Genomic DNA, 23,009 nt, shown 5'->3' with positions numbered 1-23,009 from the left:
CATTCGCTGAGGCGAGCCCGCTTGTCCAGGCCGCGAGACAGGATGTCGAGCGAGCGGCGCCGGGCCATGGATGGCCCGTCGGCGCGTGCCGTCGGACAAGCGGGTGAGCCGAAGGCACCCGATATAAGTCGGGCGAATAAGCGGGGGTGGCCTTTCTTTTGGTGACTTTTCTTTGGCCACGCAAAGAAAAGTTACTCGCCCAAGCCCGAAGGGCGGGCGAAACCCCTTCGAGGCCAGCGGCCTCGCGTCCTGTACGGCGAAGCTGTGCCATTCCCCCCATCACACGGAACGGACGATTACGCCTGACGGCTAATCGACCCTACGATTGCACGGCGCAGCCGTGCCTGCTCGCCACAGGCACGGAGTCTGGCTAGACGCCCGGATGCAACCAGCAAAGGGGGGCGTGACCGCCCCTATCGGCCCAAAAACGCCTCCCAGTCCTTAAACACCGGCTGCAACCCAGCCTGCCTGACGGCAGCGGCGACCTCACCCAGCGGGCGAGCATCGTGGATGGCGAACTGCTCCAGCTCCTCCTTGTCCCCTTCCGCATAGCCACCCGGCTGGGTGCGCGACTCGGCCGACATCTGGGTGATGCCGAGACGCAGGGCGCCGTTGCGAAACGCCGGCGATTCCCGGGTGGAGAGCGACAACTCCAGAGTTGGCGAGAAGAGGCGCCAGGCACAGATAAGTTGCACCAGTTGCCTGTCCGACATCACCACCTCGGGCTGCAGGCCGCCAGTGCAGGGACGCAGGCGCGGGAAGGAGAGCGAATAACGGCTCTGCCAGTGGTGGCGCTCGAGCCAACTCAGGTGCTCGGCCACGAAATAGCTGTCGGCGCGCCAGTCCTTTGACAGGCCGATCAGCGCCCCCAGCCCTATCTTGTCGATGCCGGCCCGGCCCAGCCGCTCCGGGGTGGCGAGCCGCCACTCTATGTCCTGCTTGTTGCCACGCAGGTGATGGCGGGCGTAACTGGGGGCGTGATAGGTCTCCTGATAGACCATGACGGCATCCAGCCCCAGCGTCTTGAGCTCGGCGTAATCCGCTTGCGACAGGGGCTGCACCTCCATCGCCAACGCGCTGAAATGGCGGCGGATCTGCGGCAGGTGCTCACGAAAATAGGCCATACCCACCTTGCTCTCGTGCTCGCCTGTCACCAGCAGCACGCTGTCGAAGCCGCGCGCCTTGATGGCCAGACATTCCCGCTCAATCTCATCGCTATTCAAGGTCTTGCGCTTCAAGCGATTGCTCATGGAGAAGCCGCAGTAGGAGCAGTCGTTGGCACAGAGGTTCGACAGATAGAGGGGCACGTAGAAGCCCACCGTATTGCCGAAACGCTGGCGGGTGAGGCGCTCCGCCAGCTCCGCCATCCGGGGCAGGAAGGGCTCGGCGGCCGGGGAGATCAGCGCCATAAAGTCCTGCAGGGTGCGGCGCGGATTGGCCAGCGCCCGCTCCACATCCCGGGTCGTCTTGGCACGGATCTGCATGCCGATATCGTCCCACTCCAGCTCGCGCCAGCGCTCGACAAAGCTTGCTTCCTTTGTCTCAGCCGCGGCCCTCCCCCCCTCTCCCACAGGGAGAGGGGCGCGGATCCCATCCATCTCGGGAATCGGGGCGAGAGAGGCCATCGCCACCGAGTCTTGCCCAGTGCTCAGGCTCATAAGGCCTCCAGAAAATCGGTGAGCGGGCTGGAGGCGCTGGCTTGCAGACCGCGCGCGCCGAGGCCCGCCTCATAGGCGCTGCGGCCAGCCTCGCAGGCGAGCGCGAAGGCGCGCCCCATGGCGACCGGATCCCGGCTCACGGCGATGGCGGTGTTGACCAGCACGGCGTCGGCGCCCAGCTCAAAGGCGGCGGCGGCGTGGCTCGGCGCGCCTATCCCCGCATCCACCACCACGGGCACCCGCGCCTGTTCGATGATGATGGCGAGGAAATCCCGGGTCACCAGCCCCTGATTGGAGCCGATGGGGGCGCCGAGTGGCATGACGGCGGCGCAGCCCACCTCTTCCAGCCGCTTGCAGAGCACGGGATCGGCCCCGCAGTAGGGCAGCACCACGAAACCCTCTTTCACCAGCTGCTCGGCCGCCTTGAGCGTCTCTATGGGATCGGGCAGCAGGTATTTGGGATCGGGGTGGATCTCCAGCTTCAACCAGTGAGTCCCGAGCGCCTCGCGGGCCAGATGGGCGGCAAATACCGCCTCGGCGGCCGTCTTGGCCCCCGAGGTGTTGGGCAGCAGCTTGACCCCGAGTGCCAGCAGCGGGTTAAGGATATCGTCGTGGCGCTTGCCGGGGTCCAGGCGCTTGATGGCCATGGTCACCAGCCGGGAGCCGCTTGCTTCGATGGCGGCCGCCATCAGATCCGGGCGGGCAAACTTGCCGGTGCCGGTAAAGAGGCGGGACGAAAATTCATGGTCGGCTATGGTCAGCATCTCAGCCTCCGGCGATGGCAGTGAAAAGGTGGATCTGGTCCCCGTCATTGAGTCGGGTGTCTGGCCAGCGGCTGCGGGACAGCACGGCGCCGTTGAGGGCCACCGCCACCCCCTGCGGGGCAACCTCGCGGGCCGCCAGCAGCTCGGCCACGCTGATCTGGTTATCCGGGCTGGTCGTCAGCACCAGCTCGCTGTCGTTCAATCGGATCTTCATTGCACATCCTCCATGGGATTGGCAAAGGTAGTGGCGCCGCACACGGGGCAGGCGGGATCGGGGGACAGCCCCAGGGTCTGCCACTCGTGGGTCAGGGCATCGAAACGGCGCAATGTGCCCGCCACCGGGCTGGGTTTGCCCAGCAGCAGACGCAGGGCTTCCAGCGCCTGCAAGGCGCCCATCACGCCCACCAGCGGGCCTGTAACGCCGCTGCTCTGGCAGCTTTCCGTGATGCGGGTATCCAGCGGATAGAGACAGGCGTAGCAGGCCTGTTCGGGAGCAGTTCGCACCATCAGCTGACCCTGCCAGCCGACGGCGGCGGCCGAGATCCAGGGCTTGTTATGAGCCACGCAGGCGGCGTTGATGGCGTGGCGGCTGGCCAGGTTGTCGCAGCAGTCGACAACCAGATCCACCTCGGCCACGAAGGCCGGCAGGCTCTGCTCATCGAGCCGCTGATTGATGGCAATCAGCTCCACATGGGGGTTGTGGGCCGCCAACCGCTCGCGGGCCAGCTCGGCCTTGGAGTGATTGACCGCCTCGGAATCGAACAGGATCTGGCGCGGCAGGTTGCTGGAATCCACCACGTCGCCGTCGGCGAGCCACAAGGTGCCCACCCCGGCTCCGGCCAGATAGAGCGCCAACGGCGAGCCGAGCCCACCGAGGCCGACGATCAGCACGGATGCCTCTTTCAGCCTCGCCTGCCCCGCTTCGCCGATTTCGCTCAGCATCAGTTGCCTGCCGTAGCGCAGGTATTCCGCATCAGAGAGCATGATCGGCCTCCTGCTGCGTGATGGCCTGATGGGTAAGTGCAGAGCAAGGCTCATCCCCCGCCCCCACGGCCGCCAGCAGCCGCTCGGACGCCCCCTGCCAATCGTCGCTTGCCGTGATGGCAGAGACCAGGGCAATGCTGCCCACCCCGCTTGCCTGCACCGCCGCAATGCGATCCTCGCCGATGCCGCCGATGGCGACCGTCGGCCAGTCGCACATGAGTGCCCGATAGCGTTGCAGCCGCACCAGCCCCTGCGGGCGGGACGGCATCTGCTTGGTATTGGTGGGGAAGATATGACCCAGCGCTATGTAGGAGGGGGCCAGCTCGCGGGCCCGCATCAGCTCGAAGTAGCCGTGGGTGGAGAGACCGAGGCGCAGGCCGGCAGCCTGGATGGCGGCGAGATCCGCCGTCTCCATGTCCTCCTGCCCCAGATGCACGCCGTAGGCACCGGCGGCTATGGCCTGCTGCCAATGGTCGTTGATGAAGAGCCGCGCACCGTGGCGGCGACCGAGCGCCACCGCATCGCGAATGGCCGGTGCTACCTGGGCGGCGGGCAGGTTCTTGATGCGCAGCTGGATGGTCTTGACCCCGGCCCCCAGCAGACGCCTGAGCCACTTGACCGAATCCACCACAGGATAGAGGCCGAGCCGATGTTCGGTCCGGGCGAAGGGGCCATCCGGCAGGCGAGCCTCGCTGGCGGGATAGAGACCAAAGCGGCGATCCAGGCTCGATCCCGCCAGTACGGCGCGGGGAAAGTGCGCGAGACTGGTCGGCCAGCCGAGATGGGCTATGGGGCCAGGGCCGGCCCCCACCCCTTGCGCCCCCGCCAAGCCTTGCTGCAGGTAGGCGCGCGCCAGCGTGATGGCGTCATCGACCGGGTGATCCTGCGCCACCACGGCGGCGATGGCGCTGGCGTAGCAGCAACCGGTGCCGTGGCCGTGGCGGGTGTCGAGGCGTGGCGCCCCTAGCCAGAACTCGCGGTGCTCGTCCTGGTAGTAATCGAGGCAGAGCTCTTCGCTCCAGCCCAGATGGCCGCCCTTGACCAGCACGGCGCGGACGCCGAGTTCCCGCAGTCGCGCCGCCCCCGCTCGCACCAGCTCAGGGCTGCTGGCGGGAATGCCGGTCAGTGCTTCCAGCTCGGGGCCGTTGGGGGTGATGAGGGAAAGTCGCGGCAGCAGGTGCTCACGCACCGCCGCCAGCATGTTGGCTTCGGCCATGGGGGTGCCCGTGCTGGCAATCGCCACCGGGTCGTAGACCACAAAAGGCGCTGCCAGAGTATCGAGCCGCCGGGCCAACACCTCCACATGGAGCCGGGTCGGCAGCAGGCCTATCTTGATGGCCGCCGCCGGCAGATCGACGCCGAGGGCGTCGATCTGGGCGCAGAAGGTCTGCATCAGCACGGGGTCGACCATCTTCACCGCCACCGAATTCTGGGCCGTGATGGCGGAGATGACGGAGCAGCCGTGTACACCCAGGCTGTGCAATGTGTGCAGATCGGCCTGAATACCGGCGCCGCCCCCCGAGTCGGAACCGGCTATGGTCCAGACTATGGGTCGGCTGTTCATGCCTCCTCCCGCGCCGGTTTGAGGGCCGCCGCCTGATGGTAGAGTTCGCTCCCCTTTTCCTTGAAGGTCTCAGCCATCTGCGCCATGCCGCTCTCGACGTCAGCCTGCTTGAAGGTCTCGGGCCCTTTGTGCGCCATGCCGCTTTCGACATCGACCGGCTTGAAGGTCTCCGGCTCCTTGTGGGCCATGCCACTTTCGACCTGGGCCACCACCCGCTCCTGCTGGCCATCCATGCCCACCAGTTTCACCTCGACCGCTTCCAGGCTGGCCGCGTAGTCGCGCACGTCCTGGGTGATCTTCATGGAGCAGAACTTGGGGCCGCACATGGAGCAGAAGTGCGCCACCTTGCCGGACTCCTGGGGCAGGGTCTCGTCGTGGTAGGCGCGGGCGGTTTCGGGATCCAGCGCCAGGTTGAACTGATCCTCCCAGCGGAACTCGAAGCGCGCCTTGGACATGGCGTTGTCGCGGATCTGGGCACCCGGATGCCCCTTGGCAAGATCGGCGGCGTGGGCGGCGATCTTGTAGGTGATAAGCCCCTGCTTCACATCCTCCTTGTTCGGCAGCCCCAGGTGTTCCTTGGGGGTGACGTAGCAGAGCATGGCGCAGCCATACCAGCCGATCATGGCGGCGCCTATGCCGGAGGTGAAGTGATCGTAGCCGGGGGCTATGTCTGTGGTGAGCGGGCCAAGCGTATAGAAGGGCGCCTCGTGGCAGTGTTCCAGCTGCTCCGTCATGTTGCGCTCTATCATGTGCATGGGCACGTGACCCGGCCCCTCGATCATCACCTGCACGTCGTACTCCCAGGCGATCTTGGTCAGCTCGCCCAGGGTGTGCAGCTCGGCGAACTGGGCCTCGTCGTTGGCGTCATAGACTGAGCCGGGACGCAGGCCGTCGCCGAGCGACAAGGCCACGTCATAGGCGGCGCACAGCTCGCAGATCTCCCGAAAATGCTGGTAGAGGAAGTTCTCCTTGTGGTGCGACAGGCACCACTTGGCCATGATGCTGCCGCCGCGGGAGACGATGCCGGTGAGGCGCTTGGCCGTCATGGGCACGTAGCGCAGCAAGACGCCGGCATGGATGGTGAAGTAATCCACCCCCTGCTCGGCTTGTTCGAGCAGGGTGTCGCGGAACAGCTCCCAGGTGAGGTCTTCGGCGATGCCGTTGGTCTTCTCCAGCGCCTGATAGATGGGCACTGTACCGATGGGGACCGGGCTGTTGCGCAGGATCCACTCGCGGGTCTCGTGGATGTTGCGACCGGTGGAGAGATCCATGACGGTGTCGGCGCCCCAGCGGGTGGACCAGACCAGCTTCTCCACCTCCTCTTCGATGCTGGAGCTGACCGCCGAGTTGCCTATGTTGGCGTTGATCTTCACCAGGAAGTTGCGGCCTATGATCATGGGCTCGGTTTCCGGGTGGTTGACGTTGTTGGGGATGATGGCGCGGCCGGCGGCCACCTCATCGCGCACGAACTCGGGGGTGATGTTCTCGGGCAGGCGGGCGCCGAAACCCTGCCCCGGATGCTGGCGCAGCAGCAGTTCGGAGCGCACCCGCTCGCGGCCCATGTTCTCGCGGATGGCGATAAATTCCATCTCCGGGGTGACCAGCCCCTGACGGGCATAGTGCAGCTGGGTCACCCGGCGGCCCGGCTTGGCGCGGCGGGGCTTGGGCAAGTTATCGAAACGCAGGTGATCCAGCCCCTCGTCGGCGAGACGCTCCTGAGTGAAGGCGGAGCTGAGACCATCGAGCTCTTCGGTATCTCCCCGCTCCAGCACCCAGCCTTGCCGCAGGCGCGGCAGACCGAGACGCACGTCGATGACGGCATGTTCATCGCCATAGGCACCCGAGGTGTCATAGACGGGGACAGGCTCGTTGGCTTCGAACTGCGGGCTCTCCTTGCTGCCGCCGACCAAGGTGTCGGCCAGGGTGATTTCACGCAGCCCCACCCGGATATCGGGGCGAGAACCTTCGATGAAGATGCGGCTGGAGTTAGGGTGGGCCATGCCCTTGAGGTTGTCGATAAAGCGCTGGGCGCTGGCGCGCTGCTCGCGACGACTGGGGGCTGGATTGCGCTGTTCGGAAACAGCCTGCTCGGATACGGCCTGTTCAGTGGCGGATGATACGGAAGTAGACATAGCAAAACTCTCATTAACTGGTTGAAGTTATGGGTGTTTGCTTGTCTGGAGTTCGAGGAGAAGTGATGAACCTGTGGGTGAGTTGTGCCGCAAGAGGGAGCGAGCCCGGGATCTGTTCCTCCCTGCTCTGCTGTCCGGATCCCCCCTTGTCAGGTGGGTCGTACGGCGCCCTCCTGGGCAGACCGGACTGGACAGACTCCCTCTTGTGCGCCCTGACTCATCGAGGAATGGCTCCTCTTGATGAGCGGGAGAGGCTTGTCCCTCCCCCGGCGCGGCAACCCGCAAGTTACCCTTGTTTCCCTTCGCAGGTGCTAGCCTGATCAGGTTCCACGGATCCCGAATTAACGGTCTCAGCCTCGCGTCGTTCGACGGTTGGCACTCCGACAAGATGGCGCCAGTATAAGTGGGGAAATGGAAAGCACAAGCCTTTAACAAGCCCGACCAGTGCAAACAAAAACCGGGCCAGAGGCCCGGTTCCATCACTACAACGCGCTGCCGTTATTGATTGGCAGCAGGGGTCACGCTGAGGCTGACGTTGTTGAAGCCAAGCCCGGAGAGCTCTTGCGCATCGAGCGGGATCTCCAGCCTCAGGCCCTGACCAGCGCCGTCCACACTGCGAGCACGACGCACCTTGCTGTCAGCCGCGAGCGGCACGGGAGCACCGATCTCTATGTTGCCGGCAAACTGGCTCTCGGCACTGAAATCACCGGTGATCCCCGCCCGCACCGGGCGCAGCACTCTGGCCAGGTTGTTCTGCATGGTAGACAGACCGTTCTGCTGTATGGTCCAGTTCCAGTCCCACCACTTCACTTCACCCGGGATGTAACGCTTGTCCCACTGGTAGCGAATGCTGCTCGCCTTGTCCTTGTACGGACCTATGACGAAGGTGTGGTTCCAGTTCGGACGGTTGTCCGGGTGGGTATACCAGGCGTTGCCGCCCCAGCGCAGGAAGCCGCTCAGGGTCAGGTCATAGCTGACATCGGCCTTGAACTCATAGGGGTAGGAGATGTCGGCCTTGTAGAGCTCGATCTTCACCGGGATCTTGGAGCGGGCCGGCACAGTCGGTCGCACGGACTGAGACAGGGAGGTGGTGGTCGAGCCCCCGTTCTGGGACGCCCAGGACTGGTTGGCAGCAATCTCGATGGAGAGTTCGGTTTCCCCCACCAGTGGCCACTTGAACTTGTTCTTGGTGGTCACCTTCTCGCTCAGGCCATAGGTGTTGGTCTTGGACCAGTTGGTGGCTGTGTCGTAGCGCAGGGTGACGTCATAGCCTGATTGGGGGGTGTCGCTGTCGTTGACTGCCCAGCCCACCACAGTCTTGACCAGCTGGCGGTCGGACTGGGTGACATCGCCATGCTTGAAGCTGTCGGGATCCAGGTTATAGGCGAAGTTGCTGACCTTGATGGCGGTCTTGTCACCACAGCGATAGCCGTCACAGCCGCCGTCATTGTTGCCACGGATCACCCAGCCGTCGCCATCACGGGTCACATCCATGTCTTCGCCGACATATTGGCTGTGATTGCCGCCCACCCAGGCATAACCGAGGTAATGGGCCAGATAGCTGGTTGGTTTGATGAAATTCGCACTGTCATGTACCAGTCGCCACTGCACATCTACTTCGTCACCATCTGGAATATCCAGGACAGACAGTGTCGGTATTTCACCGGTAACAGGATTTGTCGGATAACACCAGGTATTGGACGCTGTCCCTGGTTTTATTTCACCGTTATAACCCGGCCCCATAATGACCCAGCCGTTGGCCAGCCCGCTTATTTGCCATTGTCCCATCATGCCGACAATATTGCTTTTAACGCTCTGGGCTTCTTCTCGATTGACGGGGCGATACTTGTCGCCACAGACCCCTTGGCCCAATGAAAACAAGCGAAGCTGGTCTGGATAGACGGGCTCAGCCGCTTGCGCCTGCGCCATCAGCAGGCCGGATATGATTAATGACAAGCCAGTTAGTTTTAATTTTTGCATAGCAACCCCAATATATTGAACATTGACATGCATTCACCAACCTTATATATCAGCGGGTGGCACGTGAGTACGACAATATCAGTCATATTAATCTCAATATGCGATCCAGCCCACATTTTAATATGTACAATATATTAACAAAATCATAAATTGAACTTCATTCAATATTGATTGATATAATATCAGAGCACTCACTCTATTATTTTATTCGTTACTTAATCATTTTTCAGAATATACGTAAAAAAGATATTTCTAAATTAGCAATATCGATATTACGGAATTGGATGGTGTAAACCTTACTCCAGTTCATCCTCGGGGTTGGGGAGCGGGATCTCGGTCACCTGACCCGGTTGCAGATCGGTGGAGCTTGGATAAGTTATCAAAATACGGATGACCCAGCACTTCATCGGCGAGGCTCTCCTGAGTGAAGATGGTACAGAGAACATCGAGCTCTTCTGTGCCCACGCGCCTTGCCGCAGGCTGCTGTTAGCCTGGTCAGCTTGCCCGGCCCCCGAATTAACGGTCTCAGCCTGACGTTGCTATACGGTCGGCTCTCCGACAAGATGGCGCCAACATGCAAAGCTCACTTTTCAGCTCAACCATGAATTTTTCACTACAATGGATGCAGTTCATTAACACAAGGATGATGTTTATGATGACTATGAAGAAGGCATTTCTGCTAAGCCTCGTCTGCTCCGGGTTATATGGTTGTAATGGTAGTAGCAGCAGTAAAACACTGGCGGAACAACTTGTTTATGATCCAACGACACAGGCCATGGAAGATGATATTCATGATTCCGTATTTATCTCCGCCCTGGATCTGACTGGGCTGGATACAAACAAAATAAAAAACGTCTCTTTTAATATCAAAACGAAAGAGGGTAATCACGCAAAGTCAGTCTCCGCAACATATGATTGGAATTACCTATCAAAAAACAACCTATATGACACTGCAAATAATAGAATACAAATTCCGATTTTTGGTCTTTATAGTGATTACCTCAATGAACTGACGATTAGCATCCAGTTTATCGATGACAGCACCTACTCATTCAAGAAAACAGTCACAACGGCAGCCTATATAGACAGCATAGGTATTTATGACAATGTTGGTATTAGCATCAAGCCGAGCTCGACTCCTAGCTACAGTTATTTTTATCTAAAAGGGTCAAAAAAATCGCCCATCATAATGGATGTAGATGGTGAGGTCCGTTGGGATGCTGATATAAAGAGGGCTTCAGGCTCATCTGTTTTCATGGGAAATAACTTCCTGGCTGGCAGTACAAAAAGCAAAACTATAGATGTCTTGTCCCTCTATGGGAAAACAGATTCATTTGCTGTTGATGGAACAGTAATGGGCAGTGATGCCTATTTTCACCATAATATTGACCAAGGAAAAACCGGTGTGTTGATTGAACTGGATGGCACTACCGGCGGAGCATTGAAAATAGAGTCATTTTTAAGTGAAATAGACAGCAAGGGCAAGATAATCAAAGAGTGGGATCTGGGTAAAATATTCTCTGAATATATGCTACAGGAGGGGGATGACCCCAGCAATTTTGTCCGAGATGGCGTGGATTGGTTCCACATGAACGCAGCGGCTTACGATCCTGCCGATGACACCTTATTAGTCTCCAGCCGCGAAAATTTCGTCGTGAAGCTGGATTACAACACAGGAAGAATCATCTGGTTGCTGGGGGATGAAACCAAACACTGGTACTCCTACCCCTCCCTGCAAAAGCTGGCCTTGTCACTCTCATCAGGGCAAACCCCCATAGGGCAACACGCAGTGTCCATCACCAAAGGCGGAAAATTGATGCTGTTCAACAATGGGAGAAGAAGCTTCAACAATCCTGCAGGCACCCCGACCGGCATAGATCTCGCCACCAGTCAGACCGCCATTTTCGATATCGACAGCCAGAACAAGACGGCTCAGGTGGCCTGGAGTTTTGACGACGGCATCTATTCCGATATCTGCTCCAGCATCTACGAAGACAAGCTGTCTGGCCAGGGGGACTTTCTGATCAACTATGCCGCTGCCGACAACCGAACCCGAGTCATCATTCAGGGGCTCAATAAGGATAAACAGAAACTGTTCGAGTTTACCTATCCAAGCCCGACCCCCTGCGCTACATCATGGAACGCAATCCAGATACCTCTCGAGAACATTCACTTCAAATAAGCGGCAAGATAGCGCCACCCTGTGGCGCTATCTCCTTATTCATCCTCGGGGTTGGGGATCAGGATCTCGGTTACCCGGCCCGTTTCATCGCGGCTCAGCACCAGTTGGCGACCCGGTTGCAGATCGGCGGGACCGCCGTTGAGCCAGCGGGTGCCGGCATCGAAGGTGATTGTGCCCAACCCCTGCAATTGCAGCGAGTGACCGGCCACCGCGAGCAAGGGGGCCTGTACCCGTCGCCAGTGAACAGCCAACGCTGACTCGGGCGCGAGATCTGTGCGGCGAATATGCTCGGCGACCCCGTCACGGCTGAGGATGGCGAGCCGCATGCCGGGTCTGAGCTCGCCAGCGTGGCTAACCCCGCTCAGGCGTGCACTGCCAAGCTCCAGTTCGGCGCCCTGAAATTGCAGGCGAATGCCGTCGTTGTGTTCCAGTTCCACCAGCCAGAGCTCGCCATCGGCGGCCAGGGTGCAGAGCGGCAGTGCCAGCAACAGAAGGGAGGTGCGCGTCATAGCAATAAGCCCATGGTCAAACTCGTGTCGAGGTTTAACTATGGATCTGGGCAGGCCATTTTGCCGGTAGACAAATGAAGCTTATGTCAGTCGTCCTCGCGGCAGCGGCTCAACCGCATGCCGTCAAACTTGCACTCCAGCTCCAGCCAGCGGCCTTCGAAGGGGGCCAAGCTGTCATCCGAGGTGACATATCCCCAGATACGCCCCTCTGCGACCGGCCCTTCCAGCTCCATCTCATCGTCCTCCTCCAGCGCCTCCACTTCGCGGATCACCCTCAGTTCGCCCTCCATCACCCCTTCCAGATCGACCCAGGTGCCACCGAGATCGTCCTCGCTCAGCCCGTCCTTGAAGCGGGTCCCTTCATCGAGCACGAAGGGAATGCCGTTGACCATCAGCTGGCCCAGCTGCCAGGTGGTGCGGCCGGTCAACTTGAACTCGGCCGACTGCGCGGTGCCAAGTGGCAACAAGATAAACAGCAAGAGCGCGCAGAGAGACTTCTTCATCGGGGATCCTCGGGGTTACACTGCCACACAGGATGGCTTGTCCGGTGTGAGACGAGCGTGAAATGCCGGTCAAAACCAGGAGATCAAAACATGAAAATACTGGTGGTGGAAGACAATCCCCAGGTAGCGGAAACCATCATGGATTACCTGGAGCTGGCCGGGCACAGGATGGACTGTGCCTATCACGGTCAGGCAGCGCTGCAACTGCTGGCGCAGCAGCGCTTCGACGTCATCATAATGGACGTCATGATGCCACGCCTGGACGGTCTGAGCACGGTAGAGCGGCTGAGAGCCGACGGGGTCGCGACTCCAGTGCTGTTTCTCACCGCCCGCGACAGCCTGGATGACAAGCTGGCGGGTTTTCGGGCCGGTGGCGATGACTATCTGGTCAAGCCCTTCGCCATGGAGGAGCTGGAAGTGCGGCTGCAGGCGCTGGCCCTGCGCGGCCCCCGCAGCGACATGGGGGCGCTGTGCGTGGGCGAGCTGACGCTGGATCCCGCCAGTGGCCGCGCCACCCGCGCCGGGGTCGAGCTCAAGCTCGGCAAGATCCCGTTCCAGATCCTCACCCTGCTGGTGCGGCGCGCCCCCCATCTGGTGAGCCGTCAGGAGGTGCTCGACACCGTCTGGGGCGATGAAGAGCCCGATTCCGACGCCCTGCGCAGCCACATCTACGCCCTGCGCAACGCCCTCGACAAGCCCTTTGCCACCCCCATGCTGGAAACCCTGCACGGCCAGGGCTATCGGCTGGTGACCCCATGACCAAACCCGGAGGCCATGACCCATCCCCATCGGGTGACTCAATGGACCTGCCTGCAGAGGGTCTTGACCAGACACGGCCAGATGCCCAGGACAGCCTGCCCAGCCTGCGCCGTCGCCTGATCCTGACCCTGAGCGGGGCCGGCATGCTGCTGCTGATCATCATCAGCCTGCTGATGGTGGTGGCCGAAGACAAGATGGAGGAGCTGAGCCTGCGTCACTGGCTGGAGGCAGAGGTGACCCGCTACAACGACGACTGGCTGCGGCTCGGCGTGGCGGCCCCCGCCCCCAGCCCGCGTCAGTTCTCCAGCTACTGGACCCAGGCCGGCCGGCTGCCCGCCTGGCTCAAGCCCTATCAGAGCCCGGGCTTCTACGAACATGTGCTGGGGGATGAAGACAAGCACTTCCTGGTGCGGCCCCATCCGTCCGGCGAGGGGCTGCTCTATCTGGTATTCAACGATGACGCCGACGACTACCTTGATCCCTATGAAGACCAGCTGCATCTGGCAACCCGGCTGATCGGGCTGGCCCTGCTGCTCGCCTGCATCGGCTTCGGCATCTGGCTGGTGCGCCACATCACGCGCCCCCTTGAGCGATTGCGTCAACGGGTGGCTCATCTCACGCCGGATCAGGCGGATTTCGTACCCGACGCCCCCTGGCAAGAGCTGCGGGACATAGAGCTGGCGCTGCTGACCGGCAAGCACGAGGTGGCCGCCGTGTTCGCTCGCGAACAGGAGTTCAGCCGCTTCGCCAGCCACGAGCTGCGCACCCCCAACATGGTGATCCAGGGGTCCGCCGCCCTGCTTGGCAAGGTGACTGACCTGCCGGCTCCGGCCGCCCGCGCCACCCTGCGCATTCGCGCCGCCGCCGACGAGATGGCGCTGCTCACCGAAACCTTCCTGCTGCTGGGCCGCAAGGAGGCGGTGGAGCGTCCCCCACAACGGGTAGCGCCGCTGATCCAGCAGGAGCTGGCGCGCCTGGCCCCGCTGTTGCAGCGGGAGACGCTGGACATCCGGCTGCATCTGGACGAGGAGAGCGAGGTGAACGCCCCCCTCTCATTGCTCGCCATCGCGCTCGGCAACCTGCTCAAGAACGCCCTCAGCTATGCCGAGGGACACATAGAGATCGAGCTGTGCGGGCCCCTGCTCACCATCAGCAACCCGACGGCGGCGGCGCCGGATCAGATCCTGGGCTATGGCTGCGGCCTAACCATCATCCAGCGCATCTGCGAGAAGCTGGGCTGGCAGATAGAGACCCGGCTGGAGGACGGCATATTCAGCGCCAGACTGGCGATGAGGGAGTGAAAACAACAAGGCGCCCGAGGGCGCCTTGTTCATTGTTTCCGCCACCAAAACCGGCCAAGAGGCCGGTTTTGCATTCAGGCTAGGCCCTTACTGACAGGCGCCACCTGTGGGCGACCCTGCAGGCGATCCCAGAGGGCCGCCAGCAGCAGGGCACACAGCGAGGGCGGCAGCCAGGCCAGCCCCTGCTCGTTCAGGGGCAGGGCCAGACTCCAGGCCGGCAGCAGGTCGGCCAGGGCCGAGGCCTTGAGCCCGTCGATCAGGCCGAACAGCAGGCTGATCAGCATGACAGGCCCCACCACCCGGGTGCCGTTGCCCCACCAGCGCAGGGTGAAGCTCAGCACCACCAGCACTATGCAGGGGGGATAGATGGCGGTCAGCACCGGCACCGAGAGCTGGATCAGGTGGCTCAGCCCCAGGTTCGAGACCAGCATGGAGAAGCCCCCCAGCAGCAACACCAGGGTGCGGTAGGAGAGCGGCAGGTACTGGGCGAAGAACTCGGCGCAGGCGCAGGTCAGGCCGACGGCCGTCACCAGACAGGCGATGAAGATGAGCAGCGCCAGGAAGCCGCTGCCCATGCTGCCAAAGGTGTGCTGGACGTAGGCGTGCAGGATCTCGGCGCCATTCTGGGCATGGGGCACAAGTTCACCGCTCACCGAGCCGAGGCGGAACAGGCTGAGGTAGACCAGGGTCAAGCCCATCCCGGCGATGAGGCCGGCCAGTATGGTGTAACGGGTGAGCAACTTGGCGCTGCTCACCCCGCGCGAGCGGGCCGCGTTGACGATGACGATTCCAAACACCATGGCCCCCAGCGTGTCCATGGTGAGGTAGCCATTGACGAAGCCGTTGGAGAAAGGCTGATGCTGGTAGCTCTCGATGGCAGGGATGGCAGAACCGGCAGGCCACAACAGGACAGCGAGGCCCAGCGCCGCCAGCGCCAGGATCTTGATCGGAGCAAGCACGTGGCCCACTGTGTCGAGCAGCCGGCCCGGATAGAGGGAGATGCCGATCACCAGGCTGAAGTAGACCAGGCTATAGATCAGCAAGGCCGAGCCATCGTCACCAAACAGGGGCGCCAGCCCCACCTCGTAGGAGACAGTCGCCGTACGCGGGGTGGCAAACAGCGGCCCCACGGCCAGATAGCATACGGTGGCGAGCAGCAGCCCGGCCTTGCGGCCGATGGGTGCACTCAGGGCATCCACACCGCCCCCCACCTTGGCCAGCGCCACCACTGTGAGTACCGGCAGGCCGACCGCCGTCAGCAGGAAGCCGGCGGCGGCGCTCCACACCAGCTCACCGGCCTGCAATCCGACCATGGGTGGAAAAATGATGTTGCCTGCGCCGACGAAGAGCGCGAAGGTCATGAAGCCCAGAGCGACTATGTCTCTGGATGTTAATTTTTGGTTATTCATGCTGCGTAGTCTGCCTATGACAAGGTAAAATCATGACGGAAGTCGGCGCGAATGGCGTATTCGTGCAAGAAATCCGCAGATAGTTTTATTAAATTTTTATGTTCCGCGACGTGCGAAGGGCGCCAAGTAGAGCGTTTGTGCCACCTGGAGGCAAGTGCGGCACCGCAATCCAGTCACTTCATCCAGAAAATAATTAAGCATTGGTGTTTGATCGTGAGGTGGTGCAATTTTGCAACAGATGATAACGCAAGTGTGAGCGCCATTTGCCACCCTTCCTTGCCGCTCGTTCCGCCGGTCTGAGCCTCCTGGAACCCTCCTTCTCACGCAGCGCTATGACCTTCTCCATCCCCTCTTGCTCAACCCCTCGGCAATCTGATCAGAGGGTGTTGAGCTGCACCGACGGCCAGATCGAGCTCACCCTGGCGGCCCGGCCCCTCACCCGAGCGGCGAGTCAAAAAACGACGAGGCGCCCGAAGGCGCCTCGTCTGTTCCAACCATCCTGGTTGCTGCGATCATTCGGCAGGCTTGTTCTTGCGGCTCGCCTTGAGTTCGAGGAACTCGATGATCTTGCCCGCCACATCCTTGCCGGAGGCCGCTTCCACCCCCTGCAGGCCGGGGGAGGAGTTTACCTCCAGCACCAACGGGCCACGGGCACTGCGCAGAATATCCACCCCGGCCACATCCAGCCCCATTATCTTGGCGGCCTGCACCGCAGTCGCGCGCTCTTCCGGGCTTATCTTGATCGCCTCGGCGGTGCCGCCTCGGTGCAGGTTGGAGCGAAACTCCCCCGGCTGAGCCTGACGACGCATGGCCGCCACCACCTTGCCATTGACCACCAGACAACGAATGTCGGCGCCGTTGGCCTCCCGGATATACTCCTGCACCAGGATGTTGTTGTTGGTCTGGATAAAGGCCTCGATCACGCTCTCGGCGGCCTTCTGGGTCTCGCACAGCACAACGCCTATCCCCTGGGTCCCCTCCAGCAGCTTCACCACCAGAGGCGCGCCCCCCACCATGGTGATGAGATCCGGCACATCGTGGGTGCTGTGGGCATAACCCGTGATGGGCAAACCTATGCCGTGGCGCGACAGCAACTGCATGGCGCGCAGCTTGTCACGGGAGCGGGAGATGGCCACCGAGCTGTTGAGGGCCATGGTGTTCATCATCTCGAACTGGCGCAGCACTGCGGTGCCGTAAAAGGTAATGCTGGCGCCGATGCGCGGGATCACGGCGTCGTAACTCTCCAGCTCGCGTCCTTCATAGTGAATGGAGGGGCTGTGGGAGGCAATATTCATGTAGCAGCGCAGGGTGTCGAGCACCTCTACCTGATGACCGCGCGCCTGTGCCACCTCGACCAGACGGCGGGTGGAATAGTTTCTGGGCTCACGGGATAAAATGGCGATCTTCATGAAAATTCCGCTAGAAGGCAGTGCCTGGGCAGGATGGGGCGGGAGAGTATAAGGTGCCACAGCGCCAAGACAACGCCAATTGTTTCTCCTGACAACAAGACAAACCACACAGAACTGCACACTGCAATCCCGTTGTCACCGATATGTCAAACGGCGGCCCTAAGCTGGTCTGTCCACCAGCCCAAGGATGCCGCCGTTTCTCGTCAAAGATCAACCCGTGTCACGGGGAGATCACCCTTCAGTTCAGGTTTGGCCCCAGCCAGCGCTCGGCTTCCACCAGCGTCATGCCCTTGCGCACGGCATAGTCTTCCACCTGATCCTGCTGGATCTGCGCCACCGCGAAGTATTTGCTGTCGGGGTGGGAGAAGTACCAGCCCGACACGGCCGCCCCCGGCCACATGGCGTAGGATTCCGTCAGCTTCATGCCGATGGCCTGCTCGACCCCCAGCAGCTCCCAGATGCTGCCCTTCTCGGTGTGCTCCGGGCAAGCCGGATAACCCGGCGCCGGACGTATGCCGCGGTAGTTCTCGCGGATCAGCTCCTCATTGGACAGCGCCTCATCCTGGGCATAGCCCCAGTGCACCTTGCGCACCTGCTCGTGCAGGTACTCGGCGAAGGCCTCCGCCAGACGATCGCACACCGCCTGAATGAGGATGGCGTTGTAGTCGTCGTGATCGGCCTTGTAGGCCTGCGCTATGGCCTCCTCACCTATGCCGCCGGTCACCGCGAAGGCGCCGATCCAGTCCGGCTTGCCACTCTCTTTCGGCGCCACATAGTCCGCCAGACAGTAGTTCGGGAAGCCCTGCTTCTCGCTCTGCTGGCGCAGGTGGTGCAGCACCTTGCGCACTTCGGTGCGCGACTCGTCGGTATAGACTTCTATGCTGTCGCCCACCCCGTTGGCAGGGAACAGGCCTATGATGCCGGCGCAGCGCACGCTTTGATCTCGCTCGAGTTTATCCAGCATGGCGTTGGCATCGGCAAACAGCTTGGTCGCCTCCTCACCGATAATTTCGTCTTCCAGGATGCGCGGATATTTGCCCGCCAGCTCCCAGCTCAGGAAGAAGGGCGTCCAGTCGATGTAGGGGCGCAGCACCGAGACGGACACGTTTTCGAACGTCTGCACACCGGGCTCCCGGGGCTTGGGCGGCTCATAGCCAACCCAGTCCAGCTGATGGCGGTTGGCGCGGGCGTGGGCCAGGGACACCGGCTTGGAGCGGGGCTGTTTGCGGGCGTGCTGATCCCGCGCTATCTCGTACTCCTTGTCGATGCGGGCGACGAAGGCGGGCTTGAGCTCGGGGTTGAGCAGGCTCTGGGCCACCCCGACGGCACGGGAGGCGTTCGACACATAGACCACGGGTTCGCTGTAGTTCTGCTCTATCTTGACCGCTGTGTGGGCCTTGGAGGTGGTAGCCCCGCCGATCAGCAGCGGCAGCTTGAAGCCCTGGCGTTCCATCTCTTTCGCCACGTGCACCATCTCGTCGAGAGACGGGGTGATCAGGCCCGACAGCCCTATGATGTCCGCTCCCACTTCCCTCGCCGTCTTGAGGATGGTCTCGCAGGAGACCATGACCCCGAGATCCACTATCTCGTAGTTGTTGCACTGCAGCACCACGCCGACGATGTTCTTGCCGATGTCGTGCACGTCCCCCTTCACGGTGGCGAGCACTATCTTGCCGTTGCTGTAACCGCCCTGTTTCTCGGCTTCGATGTAGGGTTGCAGATAAGCCACAGCCCGCTTCATCACCCGTGCCGACTTCACCACCTGGGGCAGGAACATCTTGCCCGCGCCAAACAGATCGCCGACCACATTCATGCCGTCCATCAAGGGCCCTTCGATCACGTGCAGCGGCTTCTCGGCCCCGGCGCGCGCCTCCTCGGTATCCTCCTCGATGAAGTCGGTGAGCCCCTTGACCAGGGCGTGCTCCAGCCGCTTGCCCACCGGCCAGCTGCGCCACTCCTGATCCCGCGGATCCTCCGCCTGGGCACCGGCGCCGCGATAACGCTCGGCGATGGCCAGCAGATCCTCGGTGGCGTTGTTGTTCAGGTTCAGCACCACGGCCTCGACCTTCGCCTTCAGCTCCGCCGGAATGTCTTCATAGATGGCGAGCTGACCGGCGTTGACTATCCCCATGTCCATGCCGTTCTGGATGGCGTGATAGAGGAAGACGGCGTGGATCGCCTCACGCACCGGCTCGTTGCCACGAAACGAGAAGGAGACGTTGGAGACACCGCCCGAGATCATGGCGTGGGGCAGGTGCTGCTTGATGTCCTTCACCGCCTCGATGAAGTCCACTGCGTAGTTGTTGTGCTCGTCGATGCCGGTCGCCACCGCGAAGATGTTCGGGTCGAAGATGATGTCTTCCGGCGGGAAGCCCACCTGATCCACCAGGATCCGGTAGGCGCGCTGGCAGATCTCGAACTTGCGGGTGCGGGTATCAGCCTGGCCCACCTCATCGAACGCCATGACGATGACGGCGGCGCCGTAGCGACGCAGCAGCTTGGCCTGGGCGATGAATTTCTCCTCCCCCTCCTTCATGGAGATGGAGTTGACCACCGGCTTGCCCTGCACGCACTTGAGGCCCGCTTCCAGCACTTCCCACTTGGAGGAGTCGATCATCACGGGCACCCGGGCAATGTCCGGCTCGCCGGCGATCAGGTTCAGGAAGCGCACCATGGCCGCCTCGGCGTCCAGCATGCCCTCGTCCATGTTGATGTCGATGATCTGGGCGCCGCTCTCCACCTGTTGCTTGGCGACGTCCAGCGCCTCGTCGTAGAGCCCCTCCTTGATCAGCCGCTTGAACTTGGCCGAACCTGTGACGTTGGTGCGCTCCCCCACGTTCACGAACATGGATTCCGCCGTGATGATCAGCGGCTCGAGGCCCGACAGGCGGCAAGCCACCGGCAGCTCGGGCAAGACGCGCGGCTTGATGCCCGCCACGGCGTTGCTCATGGCGCGGATGTGGGTCGGGGTGGTGCCGCAGCAGCCCCCCACTAGGTTGAGGAAGCCGCTCTGGGCCCACTCGCGGATGTGCTCCGCCATCTCGCCCGCGTCCAGATCGTACTCGCCAAACGCATTGGGCAGACCGGCGTTGGGGTGGGCACTGACATGGGTTTCGCTGATGCGCGACAGCTCTTCCACGTACTGGCGCAGCTCGTCCGGGCCGAGCGCGCAGTTGAGGCCGAAGGAGATGGGCTTGACGTGGCGAAGCGAATGGTAGAAGGCTTCCGTGGTCTGGCCGGAGAGGGTACGACCGGAGGCATCCGTGATGGTGCCGGAGATCATCACCGGCAGGGCATAACCGAGCTCCTCGAACACCAGATCCACCGCGAAGGCGGCGGCCTTGGCGTTGAGGGTATCGAAGATGGTCTCGATCAGTATGAGATCGGCGCCACCTTCGATCAGGGCGTGGGTTGATTCGGTGTAGGCGGCCACCAGCTGGTCATAGGTGACGTTGCGCTTGCCGGGATCGTTCACGTCCGGCGAGATGGAGCAGGTGCGGTTGGTGGGGCCCAGGACCCCTGCCACGAAGCGCGGCCTGGTGGGGTCCTTGGCCGTCCACTCGTCCGCCACGGCGCGGGCCAGACGGGCGGCCTCGCGGTTGATCTCGGCGGAGAAGTCCTCCATCTCGTAATCGGCCATGGCGATACGGGTGGCGTTGAAGGTGTTGGTCTCGAGAATGTCGGCGCCGGCGGCGCAGTACTGATCGTGGATCTCGCGAATGACGGCGGGCCGGGTCAGCACCAGCAGATCGTTGTTGCCCTTGATGTCGGTGTGCCAGTCGGCAAAGCGCTCGCCCCGATAGTCCGCCTCACCCAGCTTGTAGCCCTGGATCATGGTGCCCATGGCACCGTCGATGATCAGGATCCGTTCCTTGAGACAGGATTCCAGCTTCTTCTTTATGTCCGACTTTTTATTCGACTCTATGCTCGACACCGCTCGTTCCTCTTACATCCATGCAACTGCGTGAACTTCATCCTAGCAGCAAACAAATCAAATGGAAATCTAGCCGTCTATCTGTCCGTAATTGCGACCTATATACTCACAAATAGGTAATGAGTAACATGTGACCCCAGAGTACCCTATGCCCGTCCTCAATAGGGATACGTGCTTGCTGTTTACTAAAGAGAAAAATAACTATGAGCGTCTACTACACACTCTGCTTCCTGGCAGCCTTGGCGATCTTCATCGCCTTTGCCAATCAGTATGTTGTGAAGATCCAGACCACCATCGCCATCACAGCCGGATCCATGCTGATCTCCGCGCTGCTGGTGCTGTTCGGTAAGCTGGGCTGGTTCAATCTCGAACCCCTGGCCGTCAAAACCATGGAGAGCATAGACTTCCAGAACTTCCTGCTGAAGGGGATCCTGGGCTTCCTGCTGTTCGCCGGTGGTCTCGGCATCAACCTGAAGGCATTGCGTAGCCAGAAGTGGGAGATCACCATTCTCTCCATAGTGGCGACCCTGCTATCCACCTTCCTCATCGGCTACGGCTTCTGGTTCATCGCCAAGCTGCTGGGCTGGGAGCTGCCGCTGGTCTACTGCATGTTGTTCGGGGCCCTGATCTCCCCCACCGACCCCATAGCCGTGCTGGCCATCGTCAAGAAGATGAAGGCGCCACCCCAGATCGCCATCCAGATCGAAGGGGAATCCCTGTTCAACGATGGTGTCGGTCTGGTGATCTTCGCCACCGTGTTTGCCGTCGCCTTTGGCGGAGTTGAACCCACCTTCGGCAGCGTGGCCGGCCTGTTCCTGCATGAGGCCCTCGGCGGCATCCTGTTCGGCGCCGTGCTGGGCCTCATCGCCCACGTGATGATCAGCGCCACCGACGACGGCTCCCTGGAGCTGCTGCTGACCCTCTGCATCCCCACTGCCGGCTTCGCCTTCGCCAACATGATCGGCGTCTCCGGCGCCCTGGCCATGGTGGTCACCGGCATCATGATCGGCAACTGGACCCGCCAGTCCGGCTTCTCCGAGCAGAGCAAGCACCACCTGGATCACTTCTGGGAGTTGATGGATCAGTTCCTCAACGCCCTGCTGTTCCTGCTGATCGGTCTGGCGCTGGTGTTGCTGGAGCTCGCCTGGCAAGACTGGATCCTGCTGGTCATCGCGGTTCCCCTCTGTCTGGCCGCCCGCTTCATCAGCGTGTCGCTGCCCTACATGGCCTTCCGCCGCTATCGCAGCTACAACAAGTTCTCGGTGCGGATCCTCACCTGGGGCGGTCTGCGCGGCGGTCTGGCCATGGCCATGGCGCTGGCGTTGCCCTCCGGCGTCATGATGCTGCCGGAACACGGCGTCGATCTGCGGGAAGTGATCCTGGTGATGACCTACTCGGTGGTGATGTTCTCCATCGTGGTGCAGGGCATGACCATCACCCCCATGATCACCGCCGCCAAGAAGGCCACCGGCGACTACTGAGTCACCCGCTGACCCCGGTTGGCATCATGCAAAAGGGCTCCCGACGGGAGCCCTTTTTGTGGCTGGCGATACTGAAAAAAACGGATTTGAGACAAAATCACCAAATAATTGTTTGCTTTTTATTCATATCGAGGAGAGAATGCGCGCCGGCTAGTTAATCAGCCCTGTTTATGTTCGCAATGCTTCAACGTTAGATGAATCCTGCCAGTACCTACATAACCTTCCTCTGATTTACTCGCCTCGAGAACCGTCAGGCTGTCTGCCTGCGTTGCCCGGCTCTCACGGCGCAGACCCGTTCTGCCCACCCAATTTGATTTATGCATCAGCATATTCCTTGACAGTGCAGACGCCCGTGACTCGGGCTGGGTATTCCTGCGCGCTTGTCGACCCTGGCGGTTGACCGCGCCCATTAACCTGACATTTGCAAAAACAAGGAGCAA

The 23,009-nt window shown here is 61.4% G+C and carries 16 protein-coding genes and 1 riboswitch; of the genes, 4 read left to right on the top strand and 12 right to left on the bottom strand.

What is annotated here, in order from left to right:
• Positions 1-413: 413 nt before the first annotated feature.
• The 7 genes from thiH to aerA all read right to left on the bottom strand — a co-directional run bounded on the left by thiH (position 414) and on the right by aerA (position 9,082).
• The gene (thiH, locus tag AACW87_RS20590; RefSeq protein WP_241326053.1) at positions 414-1,625 is read right to left on the bottom strand and encodes a 2-iminoacetate synthase ThiH; all 1,212 of its coding nucleotides are present in this window, start codon (positions 1,623-1,625) and stop codon (positions 414-416) included.
• A 29-nt stretch (positions 1,626-1,654) separates the two neighbouring features.
• The gene (locus tag AACW87_RS20585) at positions 1,655-2,422 is read right to left on the bottom strand and encodes a thiazole synthase (protein WP_241326006.1); all 768 of its coding nucleotides are present in this window, start codon (positions 2,420-2,422) and stop codon (positions 1,655-1,657) included.
• A 1-nt stretch (position 2,423) separates the two neighbouring features.
• Positions 2,424-2,636 carry a sulfur carrier protein ThiS gene (gene thiS / locus AACW87_RS20580; protein WP_241326005.1) on the bottom strand — a complete coding sequence of 71 codons (213 nt, stop codon included), beginning with the start codon at positions 2,634-2,636 and terminating at the stop codon, positions 2,424-2,426.
• Positions 2,633-3,406 (bottom strand): HesA/MoeB/ThiF family protein, encoded by a 774-nt coding sequence (locus AACW87_RS20575; RefSeq protein ID WP_241326004.1) that lies wholly within the window; start codon positions 3,404-3,406, stop codon positions 2,633-2,635. Before AACW87_RS20575 ends, thiS begins: the two co-directional genes overlap by 4 nt.
• Complete coding sequence (gene thiE, locus AACW87_RS20570) at positions 3,396-4,970, bottom strand: thiamine phosphate synthase (RefSeq protein ID WP_241326003.1); 1,575 nt, start codon at positions 4,968-4,970, stop codon at positions 3,396-3,398. The genes AACW87_RS20575 and thiE overlap by 11 nt, the downstream gene beginning before the upstream one ends.
• Positions 4,967-7,102 (bottom strand): phosphomethylpyrimidine synthase ThiC, encoded by a 2,136-nt coding sequence (thiC, locus tag AACW87_RS20565; protein ID WP_339385748.1) that lies wholly within the window; start codon positions 7,100-7,102, stop codon positions 4,967-4,969. The genes thiE and thiC overlap by 4 nt, the downstream gene beginning before the upstream one ends.
• A 279-nt stretch (positions 7,103-7,381) precedes the next feature.
• Positions 7,382-7,495, bottom strand: a riboswitch (TPP riboswitch).
• Between the two features lie 105 nt (positions 7,496-7,600).
• On the bottom strand, positions 7,601-9,082 hold the full coding sequence (gene aerA, locus AACW87_RS20560) for a beta-barrel pore-forming toxin aerolysin (protein WP_241326002.1): 1,482 nt from the start codon (positions 9,080-9,082) through the stop codon (positions 7,601-7,603).
• A 652-nt stretch (positions 9,083-9,734) separates the two neighbouring features.
• Between aerA and AACW87_RS20555 the strand changes: the two genes are divergently transcribed.
• The gene (locus AACW87_RS20555) at positions 9,735-11,264 is read left to right on the top strand and encodes an aryl-sulfate sulfotransferase (RefSeq protein WP_241326001.1); all 1,530 of its coding nucleotides are present in this window, start codon (positions 9,735-9,737) and stop codon (positions 11,262-11,264) included.
• A gap of 35 nt (positions 11,265-11,299) precedes the next feature.
• On the opposite strand, the gene AACW87_RS20550 is transcribed toward AACW87_RS20555, so the two are convergent.
• Positions 11,300-11,773, bottom strand: coding sequence for a hypothetical protein (locus AACW87_RS20550; protein WP_241326000.1), 474 nt, complete (start codon positions 11,771-11,773; stop codon positions 11,300-11,302).
• 86 nt (positions 11,774-11,859) lie between these two features.
• Entirely contained in the window at positions 11,860-12,276 is a 417-nt protein-coding gene (locus AACW87_RS20545; RefSeq protein ID WP_103471753.1) for a hypothetical protein, read from the bottom strand.
• A 90-nt stretch (positions 12,277-12,366) separates the two neighbouring features.
• On the opposite strand from AACW87_RS20545, the gene AACW87_RS20540 reads away from it, so the two are divergent.
• Positions 12,367-13,035 (top strand): response regulator transcription factor, encoded by a 669-nt coding sequence (locus tag AACW87_RS20540; protein ID WP_241325999.1) that lies wholly within the window; start codon positions 12,367-12,369, stop codon positions 13,033-13,035.
• 41 nt (positions 13,036-13,076) lie between these two features.
• On the top strand, positions 13,077-14,336 hold the full coding sequence (locus AACW87_RS20535) for a sensor histidine kinase (RefSeq protein ID WP_241325998.1): 1,260 nt from the start codon (positions 13,077-13,079) through the stop codon (positions 14,334-14,336).
• A gap of 74 nt (positions 14,337-14,410) precedes the next feature.
• Here the strand turns inward: AACW87_RS20535 and brnQ are convergent, their stop codons facing one another.
• The 3 genes from brnQ to metH form a co-directional block, all read right to left on the bottom strand.
• Complete coding sequence (gene brnQ / locus AACW87_RS20530) at positions 14,411-15,745, bottom strand: branched-chain amino acid transport system II carrier protein (protein WP_098980951.1); 1,335 nt, start codon at positions 15,743-15,745, stop codon at positions 14,411-14,413.
• A gap of 512 nt (positions 15,746-16,257) precedes the next feature.
• A complete protein-coding gene (gene rimK, locus AACW87_RS20525; protein ID WP_043134929.1) occupies positions 16,258-17,154 on the bottom strand; it encodes a 30S ribosomal protein S6--L-glutamate ligase in 897 nt (298 codons plus the stop codon).
• Positions 17,155-17,392: 238 nt separating this feature from the next.
• Positions 17,393-21,088, bottom strand: a complete 3,696-nt coding sequence (gene metH / locus AACW87_RS20520; RefSeq protein ID WP_241325997.1) for a methionine synthase — start codon at positions 21,086-21,088, stop codon at positions 17,393-17,395.
• Between the two features lie 203 nt (positions 21,089-21,291).
• Here metH and AACW87_RS20515 point away from each other — a divergent pair, with 203 nt between their 5' ends.
• A complete protein-coding gene (locus tag AACW87_RS20515; RefSeq protein WP_103471759.1) occupies positions 21,292-22,569 on the top strand; it encodes a cation:proton antiporter in 1,278 nt (425 codons plus the stop codon).
• The last annotated feature ends 440 nt before the right edge of the window (positions 22,570-23,009 follow it).

Source organism: Aeromonas sp. MR7 (assembly GCF_963899385.1).
Taxonomy (GTDB): domain Bacteria; phylum Pseudomonadota; class Gammaproteobacteria; order Enterobacterales; family Aeromonadaceae; genus Aeromonas; species Aeromonas bestiarum.
Note: the sequence above shows the minus strand (reverse complement) of the source record. Positions and strands in the feature narration are given on the sequence as shown.

Bases quoted from the DNA above. Each gene is read 5' to 3' on its own strand.
- AACW87_RS20585 (WP_241326006.1), bottom strand. From the start codon at position 2,422: ATGCTGACCATAGCCGACCATGAATTTTCGTCCCGCCTCTTTACCGGC.
- AACW87_RS20540 (WP_241325999.1), top strand. From the start codon at position 12,367: ATGAAAATACTGGTGGTGGAAGACAATCCCCAGGTAGCGGAAACCATC.
- thiH (WP_241326053.1), bottom strand. From the start codon at position 1,625: ATGGCCTCTCTCGCCCCGATTCCCGAGATGGATGGGATCCGCGCCCCT.
- AACW87_RS20550 (WP_241326000.1), bottom strand. From the start codon at position 11,773: ATGACGCGCACCTCCCTTCTGTTGCTGGCACTGCCGCTCTGCACCCTG.
- aerA (WP_241326002.1), bottom strand. From the start codon at position 9,082: ATGCAAAAATTAAAACTAACTGGCTTGTCATTAATCATATCCGGCCTG.
- brnQ (WP_098980951.1), bottom strand. From the start codon at position 15,745: ATGAATAACCAAAAATTAACATCCAGAGACATAGTCGCTCTGGGCTTC.
- AACW87_RS20575 (WP_241326004.1), bottom strand. From the start codon at position 3,406: ATGCTCTCTGATGCGGAATACCTGCGCTACGGCAGGCAACTGATGCTG.
- rimK (WP_043134929.1), bottom strand. From the start codon at position 17,154: ATGAAGATCGCCATTTTATCCCGTGAGCCCAGAAACTATTCCACCCGC.
- thiC (WP_339385748.1), bottom strand. From the start codon at position 7,102: ATGTCTACTTCCGTATCATCCGCCACTGAACAGGCCGTATCCGAGCAG.
- AACW87_RS20515 (WP_103471759.1), top strand. From the start codon at position 21,292: ATGAGCGTCTACTACACACTCTGCTTCCTGGCAGCCTTGGCGATCTTC.
- AACW87_RS20535 (WP_241325998.1), top strand. From the start codon at position 13,077: ATGGACCTGCCTGCAGAGGGTCTTGACCAGACACGGCCAGATGCCCAG.
- thiS (WP_241326005.1), bottom strand. From the start codon at position 2,636: ATGAAGATCCGATTGAACGACAGCGAGCTGGTGCTGACGACCAGCCCG.
- thiE (WP_241326003.1), bottom strand. From the start codon at position 4,970: ATGAACAGCCGACCCATAGTCTGGACCATAGCCGGTTCCGACTCGGGG.
- AACW87_RS20555 (WP_241326001.1), top strand. From the start codon at position 9,735: ATGATGACTATGAAGAAGGCATTTCTGCTAAGCCTCGTCTGCTCCGGG.
- AACW87_RS20545 (WP_103471753.1), bottom strand. From the start codon at position 12,276: ATGAAGAAGTCTCTCTGCGCGCTCTTGCTGTTTATCTTGTTGCCACTT.